Genomic DNA, 15,717 nt, shown 5'->3' on the forward strand with positions numbered 1-15,717 from the left:
ATGACCTACACCGCCCCGCTCGCAGACATGCGTTTCGCGCTGCGCGAAGTCGCCGGTCTCGGCCGGATCGCCGGCCTGCCGGGCTACGAGCATGCCACGGATGACACGGTGGATGCCGTGCTCGAGGAAGCGGCCAAGCTCGCGGGCAACGGCCTGGCGCCGCTCAACCGCGACGGCGACAAGGCGGGCGCCAAGCTGGAGAACGGCGTGGTACGCACCGCGCCGGGCTTCGTCGGCATCTACAAGGAGTTCGTCGATGGCGGCTGGAACTCGCTGCCCTTCGATCCGGCGTTCGGCGGCCAGGGCATGCCGTGGCTGCTCGCAACCACGGTTCAGGAGATGTGGCAGGCGGCCAACATGGGCTTCGGCCTGGTGCTGCTGCTGAACCAAGGCGCCATCGACGCCATCCACCATCACGGCTCGCCCGAGCAGAAGGCGACCTATTTGCCGAAAATGATCTCCGGTGAGTGGACCGGAACCATGAACCTCACCGAGCCACAGGCGGGCTCGGACCTCGGCCAGCTCAAGACGCGGGCGGTCAGGAAGGGCGACCACTACCTGATCGCCGGGCAGAAGATCTTCATCACCTATGGCGAGCACGACCTGACCGAGAACATCGTGCATCTCGTGCTGGCCCGCACGCCCGACGCGCCGTCCGGCGTGCGCGGCATCTCGCTGTTCATTGTCCCGAAGTTCCTGGTGGGGCCGGACGGCAAGCCGGGCAAGCGCAACGACCTGCGCTGCGTCTCGCTCGAGCACAAGCTCGGCATCCATGCCAGCCCGACCTGCGTCATGTCGTTCGGCGACGACGGCGGCGCCGTCGGCTACCTGGTCGGCGAGGAAGGCCGCGGCCTCTCCTACATGTTCACCATGATGAACAATGCCCGCCTCTCGGTCGGCATCCAGGGCCTGGCGATTGCCGAGCGCGCCTACCAGCAGGCTGCCGCCTTTGCCAGGACGCGCGTACAGTCCAAGGACGACGCCAGCCCCGAGCCCAAGTCCGTTCCGATTGTGCACCATGCCGACGTGCGCCGCATGTTGATGACCATGCGCGCCCAGATCGAGGCGATGCGCGCGCTCGGCTACTACACCGCGGCCGGCATCGACGGCGCGCTCAAGGACCCCGACAAAGAGACGGCACGCCGCACGCAGGACCGCGTCGATCTGCTGATCCCGATCGTGAAGGCCTGGTTCACCGATCTCGGCAACGAGATCGCCTCGATGGGCGTGCAGGTCCATGGCGGCATGGGCTTCATCGAGGAGACCGGCGCCGCCCAGCACCTGCGTGATGCCCGCATCCTGCCGATCTACGAGGGCACCAACGGTATCCAGGCGCGCGACCTCGTGGGCCGAAAGGTCGCCAAGGATGGCGGCGAAACCATGCTCGGCCTGGTTGCCGAAATGCGCGCCACGGCCGACGAGATGAAGTCGGTGCCGGGTGACGACATTGCCGTGATCCGGGCCGCCGTCGTTGTCGCGGCCGACGCTCTCGAAGACGCGACCAAGTGGGTGGCGCAGTCGGTCAAGGCCGATCTCGTCATGGCGCTGGCGGGCTCGGTGCCTTTCCTGCGGCTCGCCGGCACGGCGCTGGGCGGCTGGCTGCTCGCCAGGAGCGCGCTGGTGGCCCAGCAGCGGCTGGCGGTGCGCGACGGCGATCCGGCGTTCCTCGAGGCCAAACTGGTGACGGCGCGCTTCTACGCCGAAGTGGTCCTGCCGCCGGCGCTCGCCCAGCTCGGTCCGCTCAAGGCCGCCGGCCGCACGGTGTTCGTGCTCACGGAGGAGCAGTTCTGATCGAGCTGCCCGCTGACGAAGCGCGCGCCGTCGCCGAGACCTTCGATCTCGCACGGCTCGATCGCGCCTTCCTCGACGATCCCTTCCCGCGCTATCACGCCCTGCGGCGGTTCGCGCCGGTAAAGCGACTGCCCGACGGCAGCGTCTTCCTCTCGCGCTACGCCGACGTCGCGACCTGCTACCGCGACGCCCGCATGAGCTCGGACAAGAAGGCCGAGTTCGGCCCCAAGTTCGGGGTCGGCACGGCACTCTACCGCCATCACACGACCAGCCTGGTGTTCAACGACCCGCCCTTGCACACCCGCGTGCGCAAGCTGCTGGCGGCGGCCTTCACGCCGCGCGCGCTGGCGGCGCTGCAACCGCGCATCGAAGCGGTGGTCGATGGGCTGATCGCCCGGCATGCCGACACGGGCGGCATGGATCTCGTCGAGGACTTCGCCTTCCGCCTGCCCGTCGAGGTGATCTGCGACATGCTGGGCGTACCGGAGGGCGAGCGCGCGCCGTTCCGCCGTTACTCGCTCGCCATCCTGGGCGCATTGGAGCCGGTGGTGAGTCCCGAACGCCAGGCAGCGGGTAACGCGGCGGTTGCCGAGTTCTCGGCCTATCTGGACGATCTGATCGCCGAGCGGACCAGGCGACCCGCCGACGATCGCGACATACTGGGCACCTTGATTCACGGCGAGGTCGACGGCGAACGGCTGAGCCACGACGAGCTTGTGCAGAATTGCATCTTCCTGCTGAACGCGGGCCACGAGACCACGACCAACCTGATCGGCAACACGGTCGATGCATTGCTGCGCTTCCCCGACCAGCTGGCTCGGCTCAAGGCCGAGCCCGCGCTGATCAAGAGCTGCGTCGAGGAGGGCCTGCGCTTCGAGAGCTCCAACCAGCTCGGCAACCGCCGTCTCACGGCCGAGTTGGAGATCGGCGGCGAGAGGCTCGTGGCGGGCACCTACATCCACATCGGCATCGGCGCGGCCAACCGCGACCCGGCGCAGTTCCCCGATCCCGATCGCTTCGACATCGGCCGCGAGCCCAACCGCCACTTCGCCTTCGGCTCCGGCATGCATATGTGCCTGGGCGCGGTCCTGGCGCGACTGGAGGGCACCATCGCCATCGGCCGGCTGGTCGCGCGGCTCGACGGCGTCGAGCGCGACGGCCCCTACGAACGCGGCGGCCGCGCCCGCTTCCGCGGATTCAACAAGTATCCGATCGCCTGGGCCCGCGCTTGACCGGAACGGCCGCGGGTTTCCCTCGGATTTCCTTTCGGCCGGGAAACGTCAGATACCGATGCCATCGGCATTTCGGGCTCTTTTTCCCGATTTCCGCCTGTTCCCGCGTTTCCTGCGTTTCCTGCGTTTCCCGCACTTCCTGCGTTTCCCGGATTTCCCGCGTTTCCCGGACTTCCTGCGTTTCCCACCTTCAGGCCATGCTGCCCGCCATCTGCGTCAATCCCAGTGCGACGGACAGGAGGTCCGAGCCGCCGGCCAGACGCGCCGTTGGGGCCGCCCGCGCAACCGCCTCGCGCACCGCCGGCACGCGGCTCGACCCGCCGGTGAGAAAGATCGTATCGATGGCGGCAGGCCGCAGGCCCGCTGCCGCGATGCACCCGCTCGTCACCTTGGACAGACGATCCATCCCGACTTCGATGGCGCGCTCGAAGTCGATGCGCGTTGCGGCGACTTCGAGGCCCGCCTCGAGGAAGTTCAGAGGTACAGATGCATATTCCTCCGCGCTCAGCGCGATCTTGGCGTCCTCCATCGCAAATGCCACGCGGTGGCCGAGCCGCTGACGCACCACCTTCAGAAGACGCGCCACCTTCTCGGGTTCGCAGGCCAGCGAGACCAGCTCGGCGAGCTCGCGCTCGTTCCTGTGGGTGTAGGCGAAGTTGATCGTGGGCCAGGCGGCAAGCTGATGATAGAACGCGTTCGGCATCGGCAGGTCCTTTTCGCTGAGCCGCGTGCCGAGGCCGAGCAGCGGCATCGCCGCGGCAAGGCTGAGCGCGGCGTCGAAGTCGGTGCCGCCGACGCGCACGCCGGCAGCCGCGAGCACATCCCGGCCGCGGTCGGCGCGGTTGCGGTGCTGGCGGCCGAGACGGATGACGGAAAAGTCGCTCGTGCCGCCGCCGATGTCGGCAACCAGAGCCAGCTCCTCGCCCGGCACGGTCCGTTCGTAGTGGTGGGCGGCCGCGATGGGTTCATAGACGAAGGCGACGTCGCGAAAGCCCGCCCGCCGAGCGATCGCCTCGAGCTTCTCCTGCGCCCGTGCATCGGTCCTGTCGTCGTCGTCGAAACGCACCGGCCGGCCGTGCACCACGGCCGTGATCTCCCGACCGGCGAAGGCCTCGGCCTTCTGCTTCAGGTGCCGCACGAAGATCTCGACGACTTCGGTGAGCGGCACCTTGCGGCCGCCCAGGCTGGTCTCCTCGTCGATCAGCGGAGAGCCCAGGATCGACTTCAGCGCCCGCATCAACCGACCCTCGGTCTGCCCGACATAGGCCACGATGGCCGCGCTGCCGAACAGCACCCGGCCCCTGGTTTCGTAGTCGAAGAACACCGCGCTCGGCATCAGCGTGCTGCCCGCTTCGACGGGCGCGAGTGCTGCGGCCCCCTCTCGCGCGACGCCGATCGCCGAGTTCGAGGTGCCGAAATCCAATCCGCAGGCGATCATGAGTTTCCCCTTCAGTCGCGAAGGGGATCTCATTTATTGAGTTACGCCGGAGGTTGCTAGACTGTTTCCTTTCGGCTAGCGTCGCCCAGCTAATGGGATGCTCGAGAAATCGGGCGTCCTTTTTTTCGGCTCGGAGTCGAACAAAAAACGCCCGGTCTCTCGACCGGGCGTCTTGCTATCGAAAGCGAAGAAGAAGCCTACGCCGCTTCCTGCTGCTCCTGCGGCTCGGCCGACGGGCCCGAATCCTGACCCTTGGCGCTGGTGTCGCGCTCGACGAACTCGATCACCGCCATAGGCGCGGCGTCGCCGTAGCGGAAGCCCGCCTTGAGCACGCGCAGATAGCCGCCATTGCGGCTGGCGTAGCGCGGCCCCAGTGTGGTGAAGAGTTTGTCGGCGACATAGGGATCGCGCAGGAAGCCGATCGCCTGGCGGCGGGCATGCAGGCCGCCCTTCTTGCCGAGCGTGACGAGCTTCTCGACGATCGGACGCAGGTCCTTCGCCTTGTGCAGCGTGGTCGTGATCTGCTCGTGCTTGATGAGGGCACCCGCGAGATTCATGAACATCGCCTTGCGGTGCTCGGCGGTGCGGTGGAACTTCCGGCCGCGGTTGTTGTGACGCATGACCTGTTACCTCTTGTCGGCCTAGTACGGCTCTTCCAGCCGCTTGGCCATTTCTTCGATATTGTCCGGCGGCCAGCCCGGGATCTCCATGCCGAGATGCAGGCCCATGCCGGCCAGCACTTCCTTGATCTCGTTGAGCGACTTGCGGCCGAAGTTCGGCGTACGCAGCATCTCCGCCTCGGTCTTCTGCACCAGATCGCCGATGTAGATGATGTTGTCGTTCTTCAGGCAATTGGCCGAACGCACCGACAGCTCGAGCTCATCGACCTTGCGCAGGAGGTTGCGGTTGAACGGGAAGTCGTCCTGCTGCTCCTCCTTGCGGACCTCGCGCGGCTCCTCGAAGTTGATGAAGAGCTGCAACTGGTCCTGCAGGATGCGCGCGGCGAGCGCGACGGCGTCGTCAGGGCGGGTCGTACCGTTGGTCTCGACCGTCATGGAGAGCTTGTCGTAGTCGGTGACCTGGCCGACGCGGCTGTTCTCGATCTTGTAGGAGACGCGCTTGACCGGGCTGAACACCGAGTCGACCGGGATCAGGCCGATCGGCGCATCCTCGGGCCGGTTGGCTGCGGCGGGGATGTAGCCCTTGCCGGTCGCGACCATCAGCTCCATCGAGATCGAGGCGCCGTCGTCGAGCGTGCAGATCAGGTGCTTGGGATCCATGATCTGGACGTCGCCCGGCAACTCGATCATGCCGGCAGTGACCTCGCCCGGGCCGACGGCACGCAGATAGAGACGCTGCGGGCGATCGCCCTGCATCTTCACCGCCATCGCCTTGATGTTCAGCACGATGTCGACCACGTCCTCGCGGACGCCGGGGATCGACGAGAACTCGTGCAGCACGTTGTCGATCTTGATCGACGTCACGGCGGCGCCCTGCAGCGACGAGAGCAACACGCGGCGCAGCGCATTGCCCAGCGTCAGGCCGAAGCCGCGCTCGAGCGGTTCGGCGACGATGGTCGCGACTCGGTTTGAATCGACGCCGGCTTCCGTGACAAGCTTTTCCGGCTTGATCAGGTCCTGCCAGTTCTTCTGAAGCACGGGGGCTACCTCTCTAGACCGGTTTGGTTGGTGCACGCTCGACCGAGCCCGCACGCCTCATTGCGAAAACGAAAGCGGCGTCGGTCGCGACGCCGCCGAGAACTCAGACGCGACGACGCTTCGGCGGACGGCAGCCGTTGTGCGGGATCGGTGTCACGTCGCGGATGGCGGTGACTGCGAGACCGACGGCCTGCAGCGCGCGCAGCGCCGATTCGCGCCCGGAGCCGGGGCCGCGCACCTCGATCTCGAGGGTGCGCATGCCGTGTTCCATCGCCTTGCGGCCGGCATTCTCGGCAGCCATCTGCGCGGCGAACGGGGTCGACTTGCGCGAGCCCTTGAAGCCCTGTTGGCCGGACGAGGACCAGGCGATGGTGTTGCCCTGCGCGTCGGTGATGGTGACGATCGTGTTGTTGAAGCTGGCATTCACGTGGGCGACGCCGGCAATGATGTTCTTGCGTTCCTTGCGCCGAGGGCGCGCGGCGGGAGCGGCGGCGCCACTCGCGGCGGCTGCAGGCTTGGCCATGATGTTGTACCCCTCGACTTACTTCGTGACTTTCTTCTTGCCGGCGATCGGCTTGGCCGGGCCCTTGCGGGTGCGCGCATTGGTGTGCGTGCGCTGGCCCCGGACCGGCAGGCCGCGGCGATGCCGCAGGCCGCGGTAGCAGGCGAGGTCCATCAGACGCTTGATGTTCATCGCCACTTCGCGGCGCAGATCTCCCTCGACGGCGTAGTCGCGGTCGATGGTCTCGCGAATGCGGATGACCTCGTCGTCGGTCAGGGTGTTGACCCGACGCGACTCGTCGATCCCCACTTTCCCGAGGATCTCCCTGGCTTTCGCCTGACCGATCCCGTGGATGTATTGCAACCCGACGACCACCCGCTTGGCGGTCGGAATGTTGACACCGGCGATACGAGCCAAATTCCCAACTCCTTCAAAGACTTACGGCGCGCTGACGCGCGCCCGTAAAAGTTCCGCTGGCCCCGGAAAAGCGCGCGATTATATGTACCCGCGTCCCCGAGTCAACGGATGTCCAACTTGTCAAGTCCCCGCCAAAACAGCGCGGATCTGACGGTAAACCTCGTCCATGGCGGCCATGCCGTCGACCTGCCGAAGCACCCCTCGCGCCTTGTAGTAGGGTAGCAGGGGTTCGGTCTGGGCGCGGTAGGCAGCCATCCTCGTCTTCATGGTCTCTGCAGTATCGTCTTTGCGGCGGGAGAACTCCTTGCCGCCGCAGACGTCGCACACGCCCTCGGTCCTCGGGCGCTTGAAACTGTCGTGGTAGCCCGCCCCACACTTGGCGCAGCTGAACCGGCCGACGATGCGCTCGGTCAGCGCCTTTTCGTCGACCGCCATCTCGACCACCCGGTCGAGCTTCCTGCCGGTCTTGGCCAGCATCGTATCCAGCGCCTTGGCCTGGGCCTCGGTCCGGGGGAAGCCGTCGAGGATGAAGCCCTGGGCGCAGTCCGGCTGGGCGATGCGAGCCTCGATCAACCCGACCATCAGCTCGTCGGGCACCAGTTCGCCGCGCTCCATGATGCCCTTGGCCTGCTTGCCGAGGTCGCTGCCCGAGGCCACGGCGGCGCGCAGCATGTCGCCGGTGGAAAGCTGGACCATGCTGCACTCCTGCTGGAGCCGCTGGGCCTGCGTTCCCTTTCCCGCGCCCGGAGGCCCGAGAAGAATGATGTTCATCGTCCTCTTCCCCTGAGACGGGCTTTCTTGATGAGACCTTCGTACTGGTGGGCCAGCAGATGGGCCTGGATCTGCGTCACGGTGTCGAGCGTCACCGACACCACGATCAACAGGCTGGTGCCGCCGAAGTAAAACGGCACGCCGCCGCGGGCGATCAGCAGTTCGGGCAGGATGCAGACCGCCGAGAGGTAGAGCGCGCCGGCCGTGGTCAGCCGGTTGAGAATGTATTCGAGGTATTCGGCGGTGTTCTTGCCGGGCCGGATGCCGGGCACGAAGCCGCCGTTCTTCTTCAGATTATCGGCGGTGTCGTTCGGGTTGAAGACGACCGTCGTGTAGAAGAAGCAGAAGAAGACGATCAGGCCGACATAGGCCAGCAAATAGAGCGGCTGGCCGTGGCCGAGCCAGGTGGAGATCCACTGCGCCCAGCCGGGCTCTGCGCCGGCTCCCTGGAACGACGCGATGGTCGCCGGGAAGAGCAGCAGCGAAGAGGCGAAGATCGGCGGAATGACACCGGCGGTGTTGAGCTTCAGCGGCAGGTGCGAGGCCTCGCCGCCATACATGCGGTTGCCGACCTGGCGTTTGGGATACTGCACGACAATTCGTCGCTGCGACGTCTCGACGAAGACGACCAGGGCGACGACCACCGCTACACCGACCGCGAGCGCGATGATGAACAGCGCCGACAGGGCGCCGGTGCGGCCGAGCTCGAGGGTCTGCACCAGCGCGCTCGGCAGCGCCGCCACGATGCCGGCAAAGATGATCAGCGAGATGCCGTTGCCGACGCCGCGTGCGGTTATCTGCTCGCCGAGCCACATCAGGAACAGCGTGCCGCCGACCAGGGTGACGATGGTGACGAAGCGGAAGAACAGGCCGGGATCGTGGACCACCGGGCCGACCGACGCCATCTGGCTCTCGAGGCCGACGGCGATGCCGTAGGCCTGGAAGGCGGCCAGCACCACCGTTCCGTAGCGCGTGTACTGGTTGATCTTCTTGCGACCGGCTTCGCCCTCCTTCTTCAGCGCCTCGAGCGTGGGCACGACGGAGGTGAGGATCTGCATGATGATCGATGCCGAGATATACGGCATGATCGACAGGGCCAGGATCGACATGCGGCCGATCGAGCCGCCCGAGAACACGTCGAGCATGCCGGCGATGCCGCCGGCATTCTGCGCGAAGATCTCGGCCAGCGCCGCCGGATCGACGCCCGGAACCGGGATATAGGCGCCGATGCGGAAGACGACGAGCGCGCCGATGGTGAACCACAGGCGCTTCTTGAGCTCGGTCGCCCTACCGATCGCGCCCCAGTTCAGGTTGGATGCGAGTTGCTCGGCGGCGGATGCCATGGGACCTCACGCTTGAACGACACTCAGGGGGCTGCCCCGTTACGCCGTCCGGTTCAGGCCGCCTCGGCGACCGGCTTGGGCGGCAATTCGACCTTGCCGCCGGCCTTCTCGACCGCGGCGATCGCCGAGGCCGACGCGCCGGCGACCTTCACCTCAATCCTGGACGTGATCTCGCCCTTGCCGAGCAGCCGCACACCGTCCCACGCATTCTTGAACAGGCCCGCGGCCTGCATGGCGGCGGCGTCGATCGGCTTGCCGGCGTCGAGCTTCTTGTCGTCGATGGCCTTCTGCAGCGCACCGAGATTGACGACCTGCCATTCCTTCTGGTGCGGCGGGCGGAAGCCGCGCTTGGGAATGCGCCGGTAGAGCGGCATCTGGCCGCCCTCGAAGCCCTTGATGGCAACGCCGGTGCGCGACTTCTGGCCCTTGACGCCGCGGCCCGCGGTCTTGCCCTTGCCCGAGCCGATGCCGCGGCCGACACGCATGCGGCGCTTGCGCGAGCCGGCATTGTCGGCGATTTCGTTGAGTTTCATCGTGCGTCCTCGTCGATGCGCACCAGATGGCGCACCTTGTTGATCATGCCGCGTACCGAGGGCGTGTCCTCGAGGACGCGGCTGCGATGGCGCTTATTGAGCCCCAGGCCCTTCAGCGTCGCGAGCTGGTCGTCGGTCCGCCCGATCGGGCTGCCGGTCTGGGTCACCTTGATCTTCTTGGCCTCGGCCATCATCCGTCTCCTCAGGCGGCCGCTTCGGCGGCCTGCTCGCCGTCGCGGCGGCCGAGCAGATCGCCAACCTTCTTGCCGCGGCGGGTGGCGACCATACGCGGCGAGTTGAGCTGCTGCAGCGCCTGGAACGTCGCCTTGATCATGTTGTGCGGGTTGGACGTGCCGACCGACTTGGCGACGATGTCCTTGATGCCGAGCGTCTCGAACACCGCGCGCATCGGACCGCCCGCGATGATGCCGGTGCCGGCTGGCGCGGCGCGCAAGGTCACCTTGCCGGCGCCGAAGCGACCCTTGACGTCGTGATGCAGGGTGCGGCCGTCGCGCAGCGGCACGCGAATGAGGCCGCGCTTGGCCGCCTCGGTCGCCTTGCGGATCGCCTCGGGCACCTCGCGCGCCTTGCCCGCGCCGTGGCCGACGCGGCCGCGCTGATCGCCGACGACGACGATGGCGGCGAAAGCGAAGCGCCGGCCGCCTTTCACCACCTTCGCCACGCGATTGATGGTGACCAGCTTGTCGGTCAGTTCCGCGTCCTCGTCGCGATCGCGATCGCGGCCCCTCTCGCGTTCGCGCGGAGAACGGCCGGAACCGGGTGAACGAGCCATTTGCTAACTCCCGATCAGAACGACAGGCCGCCCTCACGGGCGGCATTGGCCAGCGCCTCGACGCGGCCGTGGTACATGTAGCCGCCGCGGTCGAAGACCACTTCCTTGACTCCAGCGGCGATCGCACGCTCGGCGATCAGCTTGCCGACCTCGGCGGCGGCGGCCTTGTCGGCGCCGGTCTTGATCTTGCCTTTCAGGCCCTCGTCGAGCGAGGAAGCGGCGGCGAGCGTCGCGCCCTTCCCGTCGTCGATCACCTGGGCATAGATGTGCTTGCCCGAGCGGAAGACACTGAGGCGCGGGCGGCCGCCGGCAGCCTGGCGAAGCGCGTAACGCGTGCGCCGCTGGCGACGGGCGAAAAGGGCATTGCGGTCGGACATGATGGTCTCGCTCTACTTCTTCTTGCCTTCCTTGCGCCGGATCGTCTCGGTCGAGTACTTGATTCCCTTGCCCTTGTAGGGCTCGGGCGGACGCAGGCTGCGGATCTCGGCCGCAATCTGGCCGACGCGCTGGCGGTCGGCGCCGGATATCTCCACCTCGGTCGGCTTGGGCGCCTTGATGGTGATGCCCGCCGGAATCGGCACCTCGACGTCGTGGCTGAAACCGAGCTGCAGCTTGAGCGCCTTGGCGTCGGCTTGGGCACGGTAGCCTACACCGTTGATCTCGAGGTTGATGGTGAAGCCGTCCGACACGCCGCGCACCATGTTACGAACCATGTTGCGGGCAGTGCCCCACTGCATGCGCGCGCGACGACTGTCGCCGCGCGGCTTGAAGACCAGGCCCTCGCCGGTCTGCGCGACCTCGACGTCGTCGTGCACGACGAACGAAAGCTCGCCCTTCTTGCCCTTGACCTTGAGGGCCTGGCCCTTCAGGTCGACGGTGACGCCGCTCGGGATGGCCACAGGATTCTTGCCGACGCGCGACATGATCAGAACACCTTGCAGAGGACTTCGCCGCCAACATTGGCGGCGCGCGCCTCGGCGTCGGACATGACGCCGCGTGGCGTGGAGAGAATCGAGATGCCGAGCCCGTTGAAGTGGCGCGGCAGCTCGCGGATCTTCGAATAGACACGGCGACCGGGGGTCGACACACGGCGGATATCCTTGATGACAGGACGGCCGTTGTCGTACTTGAGTTCGACGCGGAGCTCCTTGACGCCGGGCCGCAGTTCTTCCTCGAACCAGCCGCGGATGTAGCCTTCGCGCTGGAGCACGTCCAGCACGTTCGACCGCATGCGCGAGGCCGGCACGGTCACGCTGTCGAGGCGCGCGGCCTGGCCGTTGCGTATGCGGGTCAGCAAATCGCCGACGGGATCTGTCATCGCCATGGGCTACGGTCCCCCGTTACCAGCTCGACTTCACCACGCCGGGCAGGGCGCCCAGCGAGGCCAGCTGACGCAGCGCGAGGCGCGACAGCTTGAACTTGCGATAAACCGCCCGCGGGCGGCCGGTTATCTCGCATCTGTTGCGGATACGCGTCGGCGAGGAGTTGCGCGGCAGCTCGGCGAGCTTGATCCGGGCGGCGAACCGCTCCTCCGGACTGAGCTTGTCATCCACCGCCATGGCCTTCAGCCTGGCACGCTTGACGGCATACTGCTTCGCCATCTTCTCGCGACGCTTGTTCTTCTCGACCGAACTCGTCTTGGCCATTTTTCTTCTCCGGCCTCAGTTCACGAAGGGGAAGTCGAAGCCGCGGAGAAGCGCCCTGGCTTCCGCGTCCGTCTTCGCCGTCGTGCAGATGATGATGTCCATGCCGCGCACCTGATCGACCTTGTCGTAGTCGATTTCCGGGAACACGATCTGCTCCTTCAAGCCCATGGCGTAGTTGCCGTTGCCGTCGAACGACTTGCCGTTGAGGCCGCGGAAGTCGCGCACGCGCGGCAAGGCGATGTTCACCAATCGATCGACGAACTCGTACATGCGCTCGCGACGCAGGGTGACCTTGGCACCGATCGCCATGCCCTCGCGCAGCTTGAAGGTGGCGATCGACATGCGCGACTTGGTGACGACCGGCTTCTGGCCGGTGATCGCCGCCAGGTCGGCGACGGCGCCGTCGACGGCCTTGCGGTCGTTGACCGCCTCGCCGACGCCCATGTTGATGACGATCTTGTCCAGGCGCGGCACCTCGAAGGCGTTCTTGTAGGCGAACTCCTTGGTCAGGGCCTCTCGGACGTTCTTGGCGTAGTGTTCTTGCAGTCGCGCGGGCATGGCCCGTTACTCCTAGCGGTCGAGGGTCTCGCCGGAGGCGCGCGCGATGCGCACCTTGCGGCCGTCTTCGAGGAACTTGAAGCCGACCTTGGTCGGCTTGTCGGATTTCGGATCGAGCAACGCCACGTTGGAGACATGGATCGCGGCTTCGCGCTCGATGATGCCGCCGGCGTCGGCGCGCCCCGGCTTGGTGTGCCGCTTGATGACGTTGACGCCCGACACCACGACGCGCTGCTCGGCAGGCAACACGCGCAGCACGTCGCCCACCTTGCCCCTGCTGCGGCCGGCGATGACCCGCACGCGGTCGCCCTTCCGTATCTTGAGCTTGTTGGCCATGCCTAGAGGACCTCCGGCGCCAGCGAGATGATCTTCATGAACTTCTTGGCACGCAGCTCGCGCGTCACCGGCCCGAAGATGCGGGTGCCGATCGGCTCGTCCTGCTTGCTGATGAGCACCGCGGCATTGCGGTCGAACCGGATGGCGCTGCCGTCGACGCGACGCAACGGAAACGACGTGCGCACGACCACAGCGCGATGCACCTCGCCCTTCTTGACGCGTCCGCGCGGGATGGCGTCCTTGACCGAAACAACGATGATGTCGCCCACCGAGGCGTACTTGCGGCGCGAGCCGCCCAGCACCTTGATGCACTGCACGCGGCGAGCGCCTGAGTTGTCGGCGACCTCGAGATTTGTCCGCATCTGGATCATGATCGGCCCCGCGCCCTAAGCCTTCGCGCCTTCGACCAGAACTTCCCAGTTCTTGGTCTTCGACAGCGGCCGGCACTCACGGATCCGCACCAGCTTGCCGACCTTGCCCTTGTAGGCGTTGGTCTCGTCGTGCGCGTGGTACTTCTTCGACCGGCGGATGAACTTCTTGTAGATCGGGTGTTGAACGCGCCGTTCGACCTTGACGACGATGGTCTTGTCCATCTTGTCGCTGACGACGACGCCTTCGAGAATTCGCTTCGGCATCTATTGCTCCTTAACCCGCGGCCTTCTCGCCCAGCACCGTCTTGATGCGGGCGATGTCGCGGCGCACCTGGCGCTCGCGGGCCGTCTTGCCGAGCTGGCCGCCCGCCTTCTGGAAGCGCAGGTTGAACGCCTCCTTCCGCAGGTTGCCGAGCTCTTCCTTGAGCTGGTCCATGGTCTTGGGACGAAGATCGCTGGCCTTCATGGCTTTACTCCTTCCCCCCTCAGGCGCCGACACGCGCCACGAAGCGCGTCTTGATCGGCAGCTTGGCGGCGGCCAGGTCGAGTGCCTCGCGGGCGACCGTCACCGGCACGCCGTCGAGTTCGAACAGCACGCGGCCCGGCTTGACCCGGCACACCCAGAACTCGGGCGCACCCTTGCCGGAGCCCATGCGGACCTCGGCCGGCTTCTTGGACACCGGCACGTCGGGAAACACGCGGATCCAGACGCGGCCGGCGCGCTTCATGTGGCGCGTGATGGCGCGGCGGGCGGCCTCGATCTGGCGCGCGGTCAGCCGCTCGGGCTCGAGCGCCTTCAGGCCGTACGAGCCGAAGTCGAGGTTGAAGCCGCCCTTGGCGGCACCGCTGATGCGGCCCTTGAAGGCCTTGCGGTACTTTGTGCGCTTGGGTTGCAGCATGATCGGTTACGCGTCCCTCTGCTCGGAGCGCTCGACGCGCGCCGGCGTGCGTTGCGGCGCGGCTTCCTCGGCGCGCTTGTCGTGCGCCATCGGGTCGTGCGCCATGATCTCGCCCTTGAACACCCACACCTTCACGCCGCAGGTGCCGAAGGTGGTGAAGGCGGTCGCCGTACCGTAGTCGATGTCGGCGCGCAGCGTGTGCAGCGGCACACGACCCTCTCGGTACCACTCCATGCGGGCGATTTCGGCGCCGCCGAGGCGGCCGGAGCAGTTGATGCGGATGCCCTGGGCACCGAGACGCATGGCCGACTGCACGGCGCGCTTCATGGCGCGCCGGAAGGCGACGCGGCGCTCGAGCTGCTGGGCGATGTTCTCGGCGATCAGCGTCGCGTCGATCTCGGGCTTGCGGATCTCGACGATGTTCAGCGCCACCTCGCCCTTGGTCATCTTGGCGAGATCGGAGCGCAGCTTCTCGATGTCGGCGCCCTTCTTGCCGATGACGACACCCGGGCGGGCGGTATGGATGGTGACACGCGCGCGCTTGGCGGGACGCTCGACCACGATCTTCGCCACACCCGCCTGGGCCAGCCGCTCGCGCAGCACCTTGCGGATGTGGATGTCCTCGTGGAGCATCTTGGAGTATTCGTCGCCCTCGGCGTACCAGCGCGAATCCCAGGTCCGGTTGATGCCGAGACGCAGGCCGATCGGATTGACCTTCTGACCCATCTTACTTTTCCTCCGCCTCGTCCTGGGCTTCGGGCCGCTCGCGCACCACGATCGTGAGGTGGCTGAACGGCTTGACGATGCCGGCCGCGCGGCCGCGGCCGCGGGTCTGGAAGCGCTTCATGACCAGGCCCTTGCCGACGCTCGCCTCGGCGACGATCAGGCGATCGACGTCGAGGTTGTGGTTGTTCTCGGCATTGGCGATCGCCGAGTTCAGCGCCTTCTTGACGTCCTGCGCGATGCGCTTCTTGGAGAAGGTCAGCGCGTTGACGGCGCTCGACGCCTTCTTGCCGCGAATCGTGGCGGCCACGAGGTCGAGCTTGCGCGGGCTGACGCGCACGGTGCGCAGCACGGTCTTGGCCTCATTGTCCGCCTCGCGGCGGGGATTGGCGGGCTTGCTCATCGCGACTTACTCCTTCGACACCTTCTTGTCGCCGGAGTGGCCGGCGAAGGTGCGGGTCGGCGAGAACTCGCCAAGCTTGTGTCCGACCATTTCCTCGGTGACGGCCACCGGGATGAACTTCTTGCCGTTGTAGACCCCGAACGTGAGGCCGACGAACTGCGGCAGGATCGTCGAGCGGCGCGACCAGGTCTTGATCACGTCGCTGCGCACGCTCTGGCGCGCCTTCTCGGCCTTCTTGATCAGGCTGCCCTCGACGAACGGGCCTTTCCAAACCGAACGTGCCACTGCTCTTCTCCTCGGCCT

25 protein-coding genes are annotated in these 15,717 nt (G+C 66.7%); 2 read left to right on the forward strand and 23 right to left on the reverse strand.

Annotated features, from left to right (window positions below):
* Both KIT25_16465 and KIT25_16470 read left to right on the forward strand, forming a co-directional pair.
* Positions 1-1,791, forward strand: a complete 1,791-nt coding sequence (locus KIT25_16465; GenBank protein ID UYN93638.1) for an acyl-CoA dehydrogenase — start codon at positions 1-3, stop codon at positions 1,789-1,791.
* A gap of 194 nt (positions 1,792-1,985) precedes the next feature.
* Positions 1,986-3,023 carry a cytochrome P450 gene (locus KIT25_16470; GenBank protein ID UYN93639.1) on the forward strand — a complete coding sequence of 346 codons (1,038 nt, stop codon included), beginning with the start codon at positions 1,986-1,988 and terminating at the stop codon, positions 3,021-3,023.
* Between the two features lie 190 nt (positions 3,024-3,213).
* Here the strand turns inward: KIT25_16470 and KIT25_16475 are convergent, their stop codons facing one another.
* The 23 genes from KIT25_16475 to rpsS form a co-directional block, all read right to left on the reverse strand.
* Entirely contained in the window at positions 3,214-4,461 is a 1,248-nt protein-coding gene (locus KIT25_16475; GenBank protein UYN93640.1) for an Hsp70 family protein, read from the reverse strand.
* A gap of 197 nt (positions 4,462-4,658) precedes the next feature.
* The gene (gene rplQ, locus KIT25_16480; GenBank protein ID UYN93641.1) at positions 4,659-5,081 is read right to left on the reverse strand and encodes a 50S ribosomal protein L17; all 423 of its coding nucleotides are present in this window, start codon (positions 5,079-5,081) and stop codon (positions 4,659-4,661) included.
* A gap of 21 nt (positions 5,082-5,102) precedes the next feature.
* Positions 5,103-6,119 carry a DNA-directed RNA polymerase subunit alpha gene (locus tag KIT25_16485; protein UYN93642.1) on the reverse strand — a complete coding sequence of 339 codons (1,017 nt, stop codon included), beginning with the start codon at positions 6,117-6,119 and terminating at the stop codon, positions 5,103-5,105.
* A gap of 103 nt (positions 6,120-6,222) precedes the next feature.
* Positions 6,223-6,642 (reverse strand): 30S ribosomal protein S11, encoded by a 420-nt coding sequence (gene rpsK / locus KIT25_16490; GenBank protein ID UYN93643.1) that lies wholly within the window; start codon positions 6,640-6,642, stop codon positions 6,223-6,225.
* A gap of 18 nt (positions 6,643-6,660) precedes the next feature.
* The gene (gene rpsM, locus KIT25_16495; GenBank protein ID UYN93644.1) at positions 6,661-7,038 is read right to left on the reverse strand and encodes a 30S ribosomal protein S13; all 378 of its coding nucleotides are present in this window, start codon (positions 7,036-7,038) and stop codon (positions 6,661-6,663) included.
* Positions 7,039-7,158: 120 nt separating this feature from the next.
* The gene (locus KIT25_16500; protein ID UYN93645.1) at positions 7,159-7,809 is read right to left on the reverse strand and encodes an adenylate kinase; all 651 of its coding nucleotides are present in this window, start codon (positions 7,807-7,809) and stop codon (positions 7,159-7,161) included.
* Complete coding sequence (secY, locus tag KIT25_16505) at positions 7,806-9,152, reverse strand: preprotein translocase subunit SecY (GenBank protein ID UYN93646.1); 1,347 nt, start codon at positions 9,150-9,152, stop codon at positions 7,806-7,808. The genes KIT25_16500 and secY overlap by 4 nt, the downstream gene beginning before the upstream one ends.
* Positions 9,153-9,205: 53 nt before the next feature.
* A complete protein-coding gene (rplO, locus tag KIT25_16510) occupies positions 9,206-9,685 on the reverse strand; it encodes a 50S ribosomal protein L15 (protein ID UYN93647.1) in 480 nt (159 codons plus the stop codon).
* Positions 9,682-9,876, reverse strand: coding sequence for a 50S ribosomal protein L30 (gene rpmD, locus KIT25_16515; protein ID UYN93648.1), 195 nt, complete (start codon positions 9,874-9,876; stop codon positions 9,682-9,684). The genes rplO and rpmD overlap by 4 nt, the downstream gene beginning before the upstream one ends.
* An 11-nt stretch (positions 9,877-9,887) precedes the next feature.
* On the reverse strand, positions 9,888-10,478 hold the full coding sequence (gene rpsE / locus KIT25_16520) for a 30S ribosomal protein S5 (protein ID UYN93649.1): 591 nt from the start codon (positions 10,476-10,478) through the stop codon (positions 9,888-9,890).
* A 14-nt stretch (positions 10,479-10,492) separates the two neighbouring features.
* The gene (gene rplR, locus KIT25_16525) at positions 10,493-10,855 is read right to left on the reverse strand and encodes a 50S ribosomal protein L18 (protein UYN93650.1); all 363 of its coding nucleotides are present in this window, start codon (positions 10,853-10,855) and stop codon (positions 10,493-10,495) included.
* A 12-nt stretch (positions 10,856-10,867) separates the two neighbouring features.
* On the reverse strand, positions 10,868-11,401 hold the full coding sequence (gene rplF, locus KIT25_16530) for a 50S ribosomal protein L6 (protein UYN93651.1): 534 nt from the start codon (positions 11,399-11,401) through the stop codon (positions 10,868-10,870).
* 2 nt (positions 11,402-11,403) lie between these two features.
* Positions 11,404-11,802, reverse strand: a complete 399-nt coding sequence (gene rpsH / locus KIT25_16535) for a 30S ribosomal protein S8 (GenBank protein UYN93652.1) — start codon at positions 11,800-11,802, stop codon at positions 11,404-11,406.
* Positions 11,803-11,818: 16 nt separating this feature from the next.
* Positions 11,819-12,124 carry a 30S ribosomal protein S14 gene (gene rpsN / locus KIT25_16540; protein ID UYN93653.1) on the reverse strand — a complete coding sequence of 102 codons (306 nt, stop codon included), beginning with the start codon at positions 12,122-12,124 and terminating at the stop codon, positions 11,819-11,821.
* Positions 12,125-12,139: 15 nt separating this feature from the next.
* The gene (gene rplE / locus KIT25_16545) at positions 12,140-12,682 is read right to left on the reverse strand and encodes a 50S ribosomal protein L5 (protein UYN93654.1); all 543 of its coding nucleotides are present in this window, start codon (positions 12,680-12,682) and stop codon (positions 12,140-12,142) included.
* 12 nt (positions 12,683-12,694) lie between these two features.
* Positions 12,695-13,018: a 50S ribosomal protein L24 gene (gene rplX / locus KIT25_16550; protein UYN93655.1), complete on the reverse strand. Its 324-nt coding sequence runs from the start codon at positions 13,016-13,018 to the stop codon at positions 12,695-12,697.
* Between the two features lie 2 nt (positions 13,019-13,020).
* Positions 13,021-13,389 carry a 50S ribosomal protein L14 gene (rplN, locus tag KIT25_16555; GenBank protein ID UYN93656.1) on the reverse strand — a complete coding sequence of 123 codons (369 nt, stop codon included), beginning with the start codon at positions 13,387-13,389 and terminating at the stop codon, positions 13,021-13,023.
* A gap of 15 nt (positions 13,390-13,404) precedes the next feature.
* Positions 13,405-13,653: a 30S ribosomal protein S17 gene (rpsQ, locus tag KIT25_16560; protein UYN93657.1), complete on the reverse strand. Its 249-nt coding sequence runs from the start codon at positions 13,651-13,653 to the stop codon at positions 13,405-13,407.
* Between the two features lie 10 nt (positions 13,654-13,663).
* Entirely contained in the window at positions 13,664-13,855 is a 192-nt protein-coding gene (gene rpmC / locus KIT25_16565; GenBank protein UYN93658.1) for a 50S ribosomal protein L29, read from the reverse strand.
* Positions 13,856-13,874: 19 nt separating this feature from the next.
* A complete protein-coding gene (rplP, locus tag KIT25_16570) occupies positions 13,875-14,288 on the reverse strand; it encodes a 50S ribosomal protein L16 (GenBank protein ID UYN93659.1) in 414 nt (137 codons plus the stop codon).
* A gap of 6 nt (positions 14,289-14,294) precedes the next feature.
* Positions 14,295-15,014 (reverse strand): 30S ribosomal protein S3, encoded by a 720-nt coding sequence (rpsC, locus tag KIT25_16575; protein UYN93660.1) that lies wholly within the window; start codon positions 15,012-15,014, stop codon positions 14,295-14,297.
* A 1-nt stretch (position 15,015) separates the two neighbouring features.
* Positions 15,016-15,414 carry a 50S ribosomal protein L22 gene (gene rplV, locus KIT25_16580; GenBank protein UYN93661.1) on the reverse strand — a complete coding sequence of 133 codons (399 nt, stop codon included), beginning with the start codon at positions 15,412-15,414 and terminating at the stop codon, positions 15,016-15,018.
* Between the two features lie 6 nt (positions 15,415-15,420).
* Positions 15,421-15,699 (reverse strand): 30S ribosomal protein S19, encoded by a 279-nt coding sequence (rpsS, locus tag KIT25_16585; protein ID UYN93662.1) that lies wholly within the window; start codon positions 15,697-15,699, stop codon positions 15,421-15,423.
* Between the last annotated feature and the right edge of the window lie 18 nt (positions 15,700-15,717).

This window comes from Enhydrobacter sp. (genome assembly GCA_025808875.1).
Lineage (GTDB): Bacteria > Pseudomonadota > Alphaproteobacteria > Reyranellales > Reyranellaceae > Reyranella.

Bases quoted from the DNA above. Each gene is read 5' to 3' on its own strand.
- KIT25_16465 (UYN93638.1), top strand. From the start codon at position 1: ATGACCTACACCGCCCCGCTCGCAGACATGCGTTTCGCGCTGCGCGAA.
- KIT25_16470 (UYN93639.1), top strand. From the start codon at position 1,986: ATGAGCTCGGACAAGAAGGCCGAGTTCGGCCCCAAGTTCGGGGTCGGC.
- KIT25_16475 (UYN93640.1), bottom strand. From the start codon at position 4,461: ATGATCGCCTGCGGATTGGATTTCGGCACCTCGAACTCGGCGATCGGC.
- rplQ (UYN93641.1), bottom strand. From the start codon at position 5,081: ATGCGTCACAACAACCGCGGCCGGAAGTTCCACCGCACCGCCGAGCAC.
- rpsK (UYN93643.1), bottom strand. From the start codon at position 6,642: ATGGCCAAGCCTGCAGCCGCCGCGAGTGGCGCCGCCGCTCCCGCCGCG.
- KIT25_16500 (UYN93645.1), bottom strand. From the start codon at position 7,809: ATGAACATCATTCTTCTCGGGCCTCCGGGCGCGGGAAAGGGAACGCAG.
- secY (UYN93646.1), bottom strand. From the start codon at position 9,152: ATGGCATCCGCCGCCGAGCAACTCGCATCCAACCTGAACTGGGGCGCG.
- rplO (UYN93647.1), bottom strand. From the start codon at position 9,685: ATGAAACTCAACGAAATCGCCGACAATGCCGGCTCGCGCAAGCGCCGC.
- rpmD (UYN93648.1), bottom strand. From the start codon at position 9,876: ATGGCCGAGGCCAAGAAGATCAAGGTGACCCAGACCGGCAGCCCGATC.
- rpsE (UYN93649.1), bottom strand. From the start codon at position 10,478: ATGGCTCGTTCACCCGGTTCCGGCCGTTCTCCGCGCGAACGCGAGAGG.
- rplR (UYN93650.1), bottom strand. From the start codon at position 10,855: ATGTCCGACCGCAATGCCCTTTTCGCCCGTCGCCAGCGGCGCACGCGT.
- rplF (UYN93651.1), bottom strand. From the start codon at position 11,401: ATGTCGCGCGTCGGCAAGAATCCTGTGGCCATCCCGAGCGGCGTCACC.
- rpsH (UYN93652.1), bottom strand. From the start codon at position 11,802: ATGGCGATGACAGATCCCGTCGGCGATTTGCTGACCCGCATACGCAAC.
- rpsN (UYN93653.1), bottom strand. From the start codon at position 12,124: ATGGCCAAGACGAGTTCGGTCGAGAAGAACAAGCGTCGCGAGAAGATG.
- rplE (UYN93654.1), bottom strand. From the start codon at position 12,682: ATGCCCGCGCGACTGCAAGAACACTACGCCAAGAACGTCCGAGAGGCC.
- rplX (UYN93655.1), bottom strand. From the start codon at position 13,018: ATGGCCAACAAGCTCAAGATACGGAAGGGCGACCGCGTGCGGGTCATC.
- rplN (UYN93656.1), bottom strand. From the start codon at position 13,389: ATGATCCAGATGCGGACAAATCTCGAGGTCGCCGACAACTCAGGCGCT.
- rpsQ (UYN93657.1), bottom strand. From the start codon at position 13,653: ATGCCGAAGCGAATTCTCGAAGGCGTCGTCGTCAGCGACAAGATGGAC.
- rpmC (UYN93658.1), bottom strand. From the start codon at position 13,855: ATGAAGGCCAGCGATCTTCGTCCCAAGACCATGGACCAGCTCAAGGAA.
- rplP (UYN93659.1), bottom strand. From the start codon at position 14,288: ATGCTGCAACCCAAGCGCACAAAGTACCGCAAGGCCTTCAAGGGCCGC.
- rpsC (UYN93660.1), bottom strand. From the start codon at position 15,014: ATGGGTCAGAAGGTCAATCCGATCGGCCTGCGTCTCGGCATCAACCGG.
- rplV (UYN93661.1), bottom strand. From the start codon at position 15,414: ATGAGCAAGCCCGCCAATCCCCGCCGCGAGGCGGACAATGAGGCCAAG.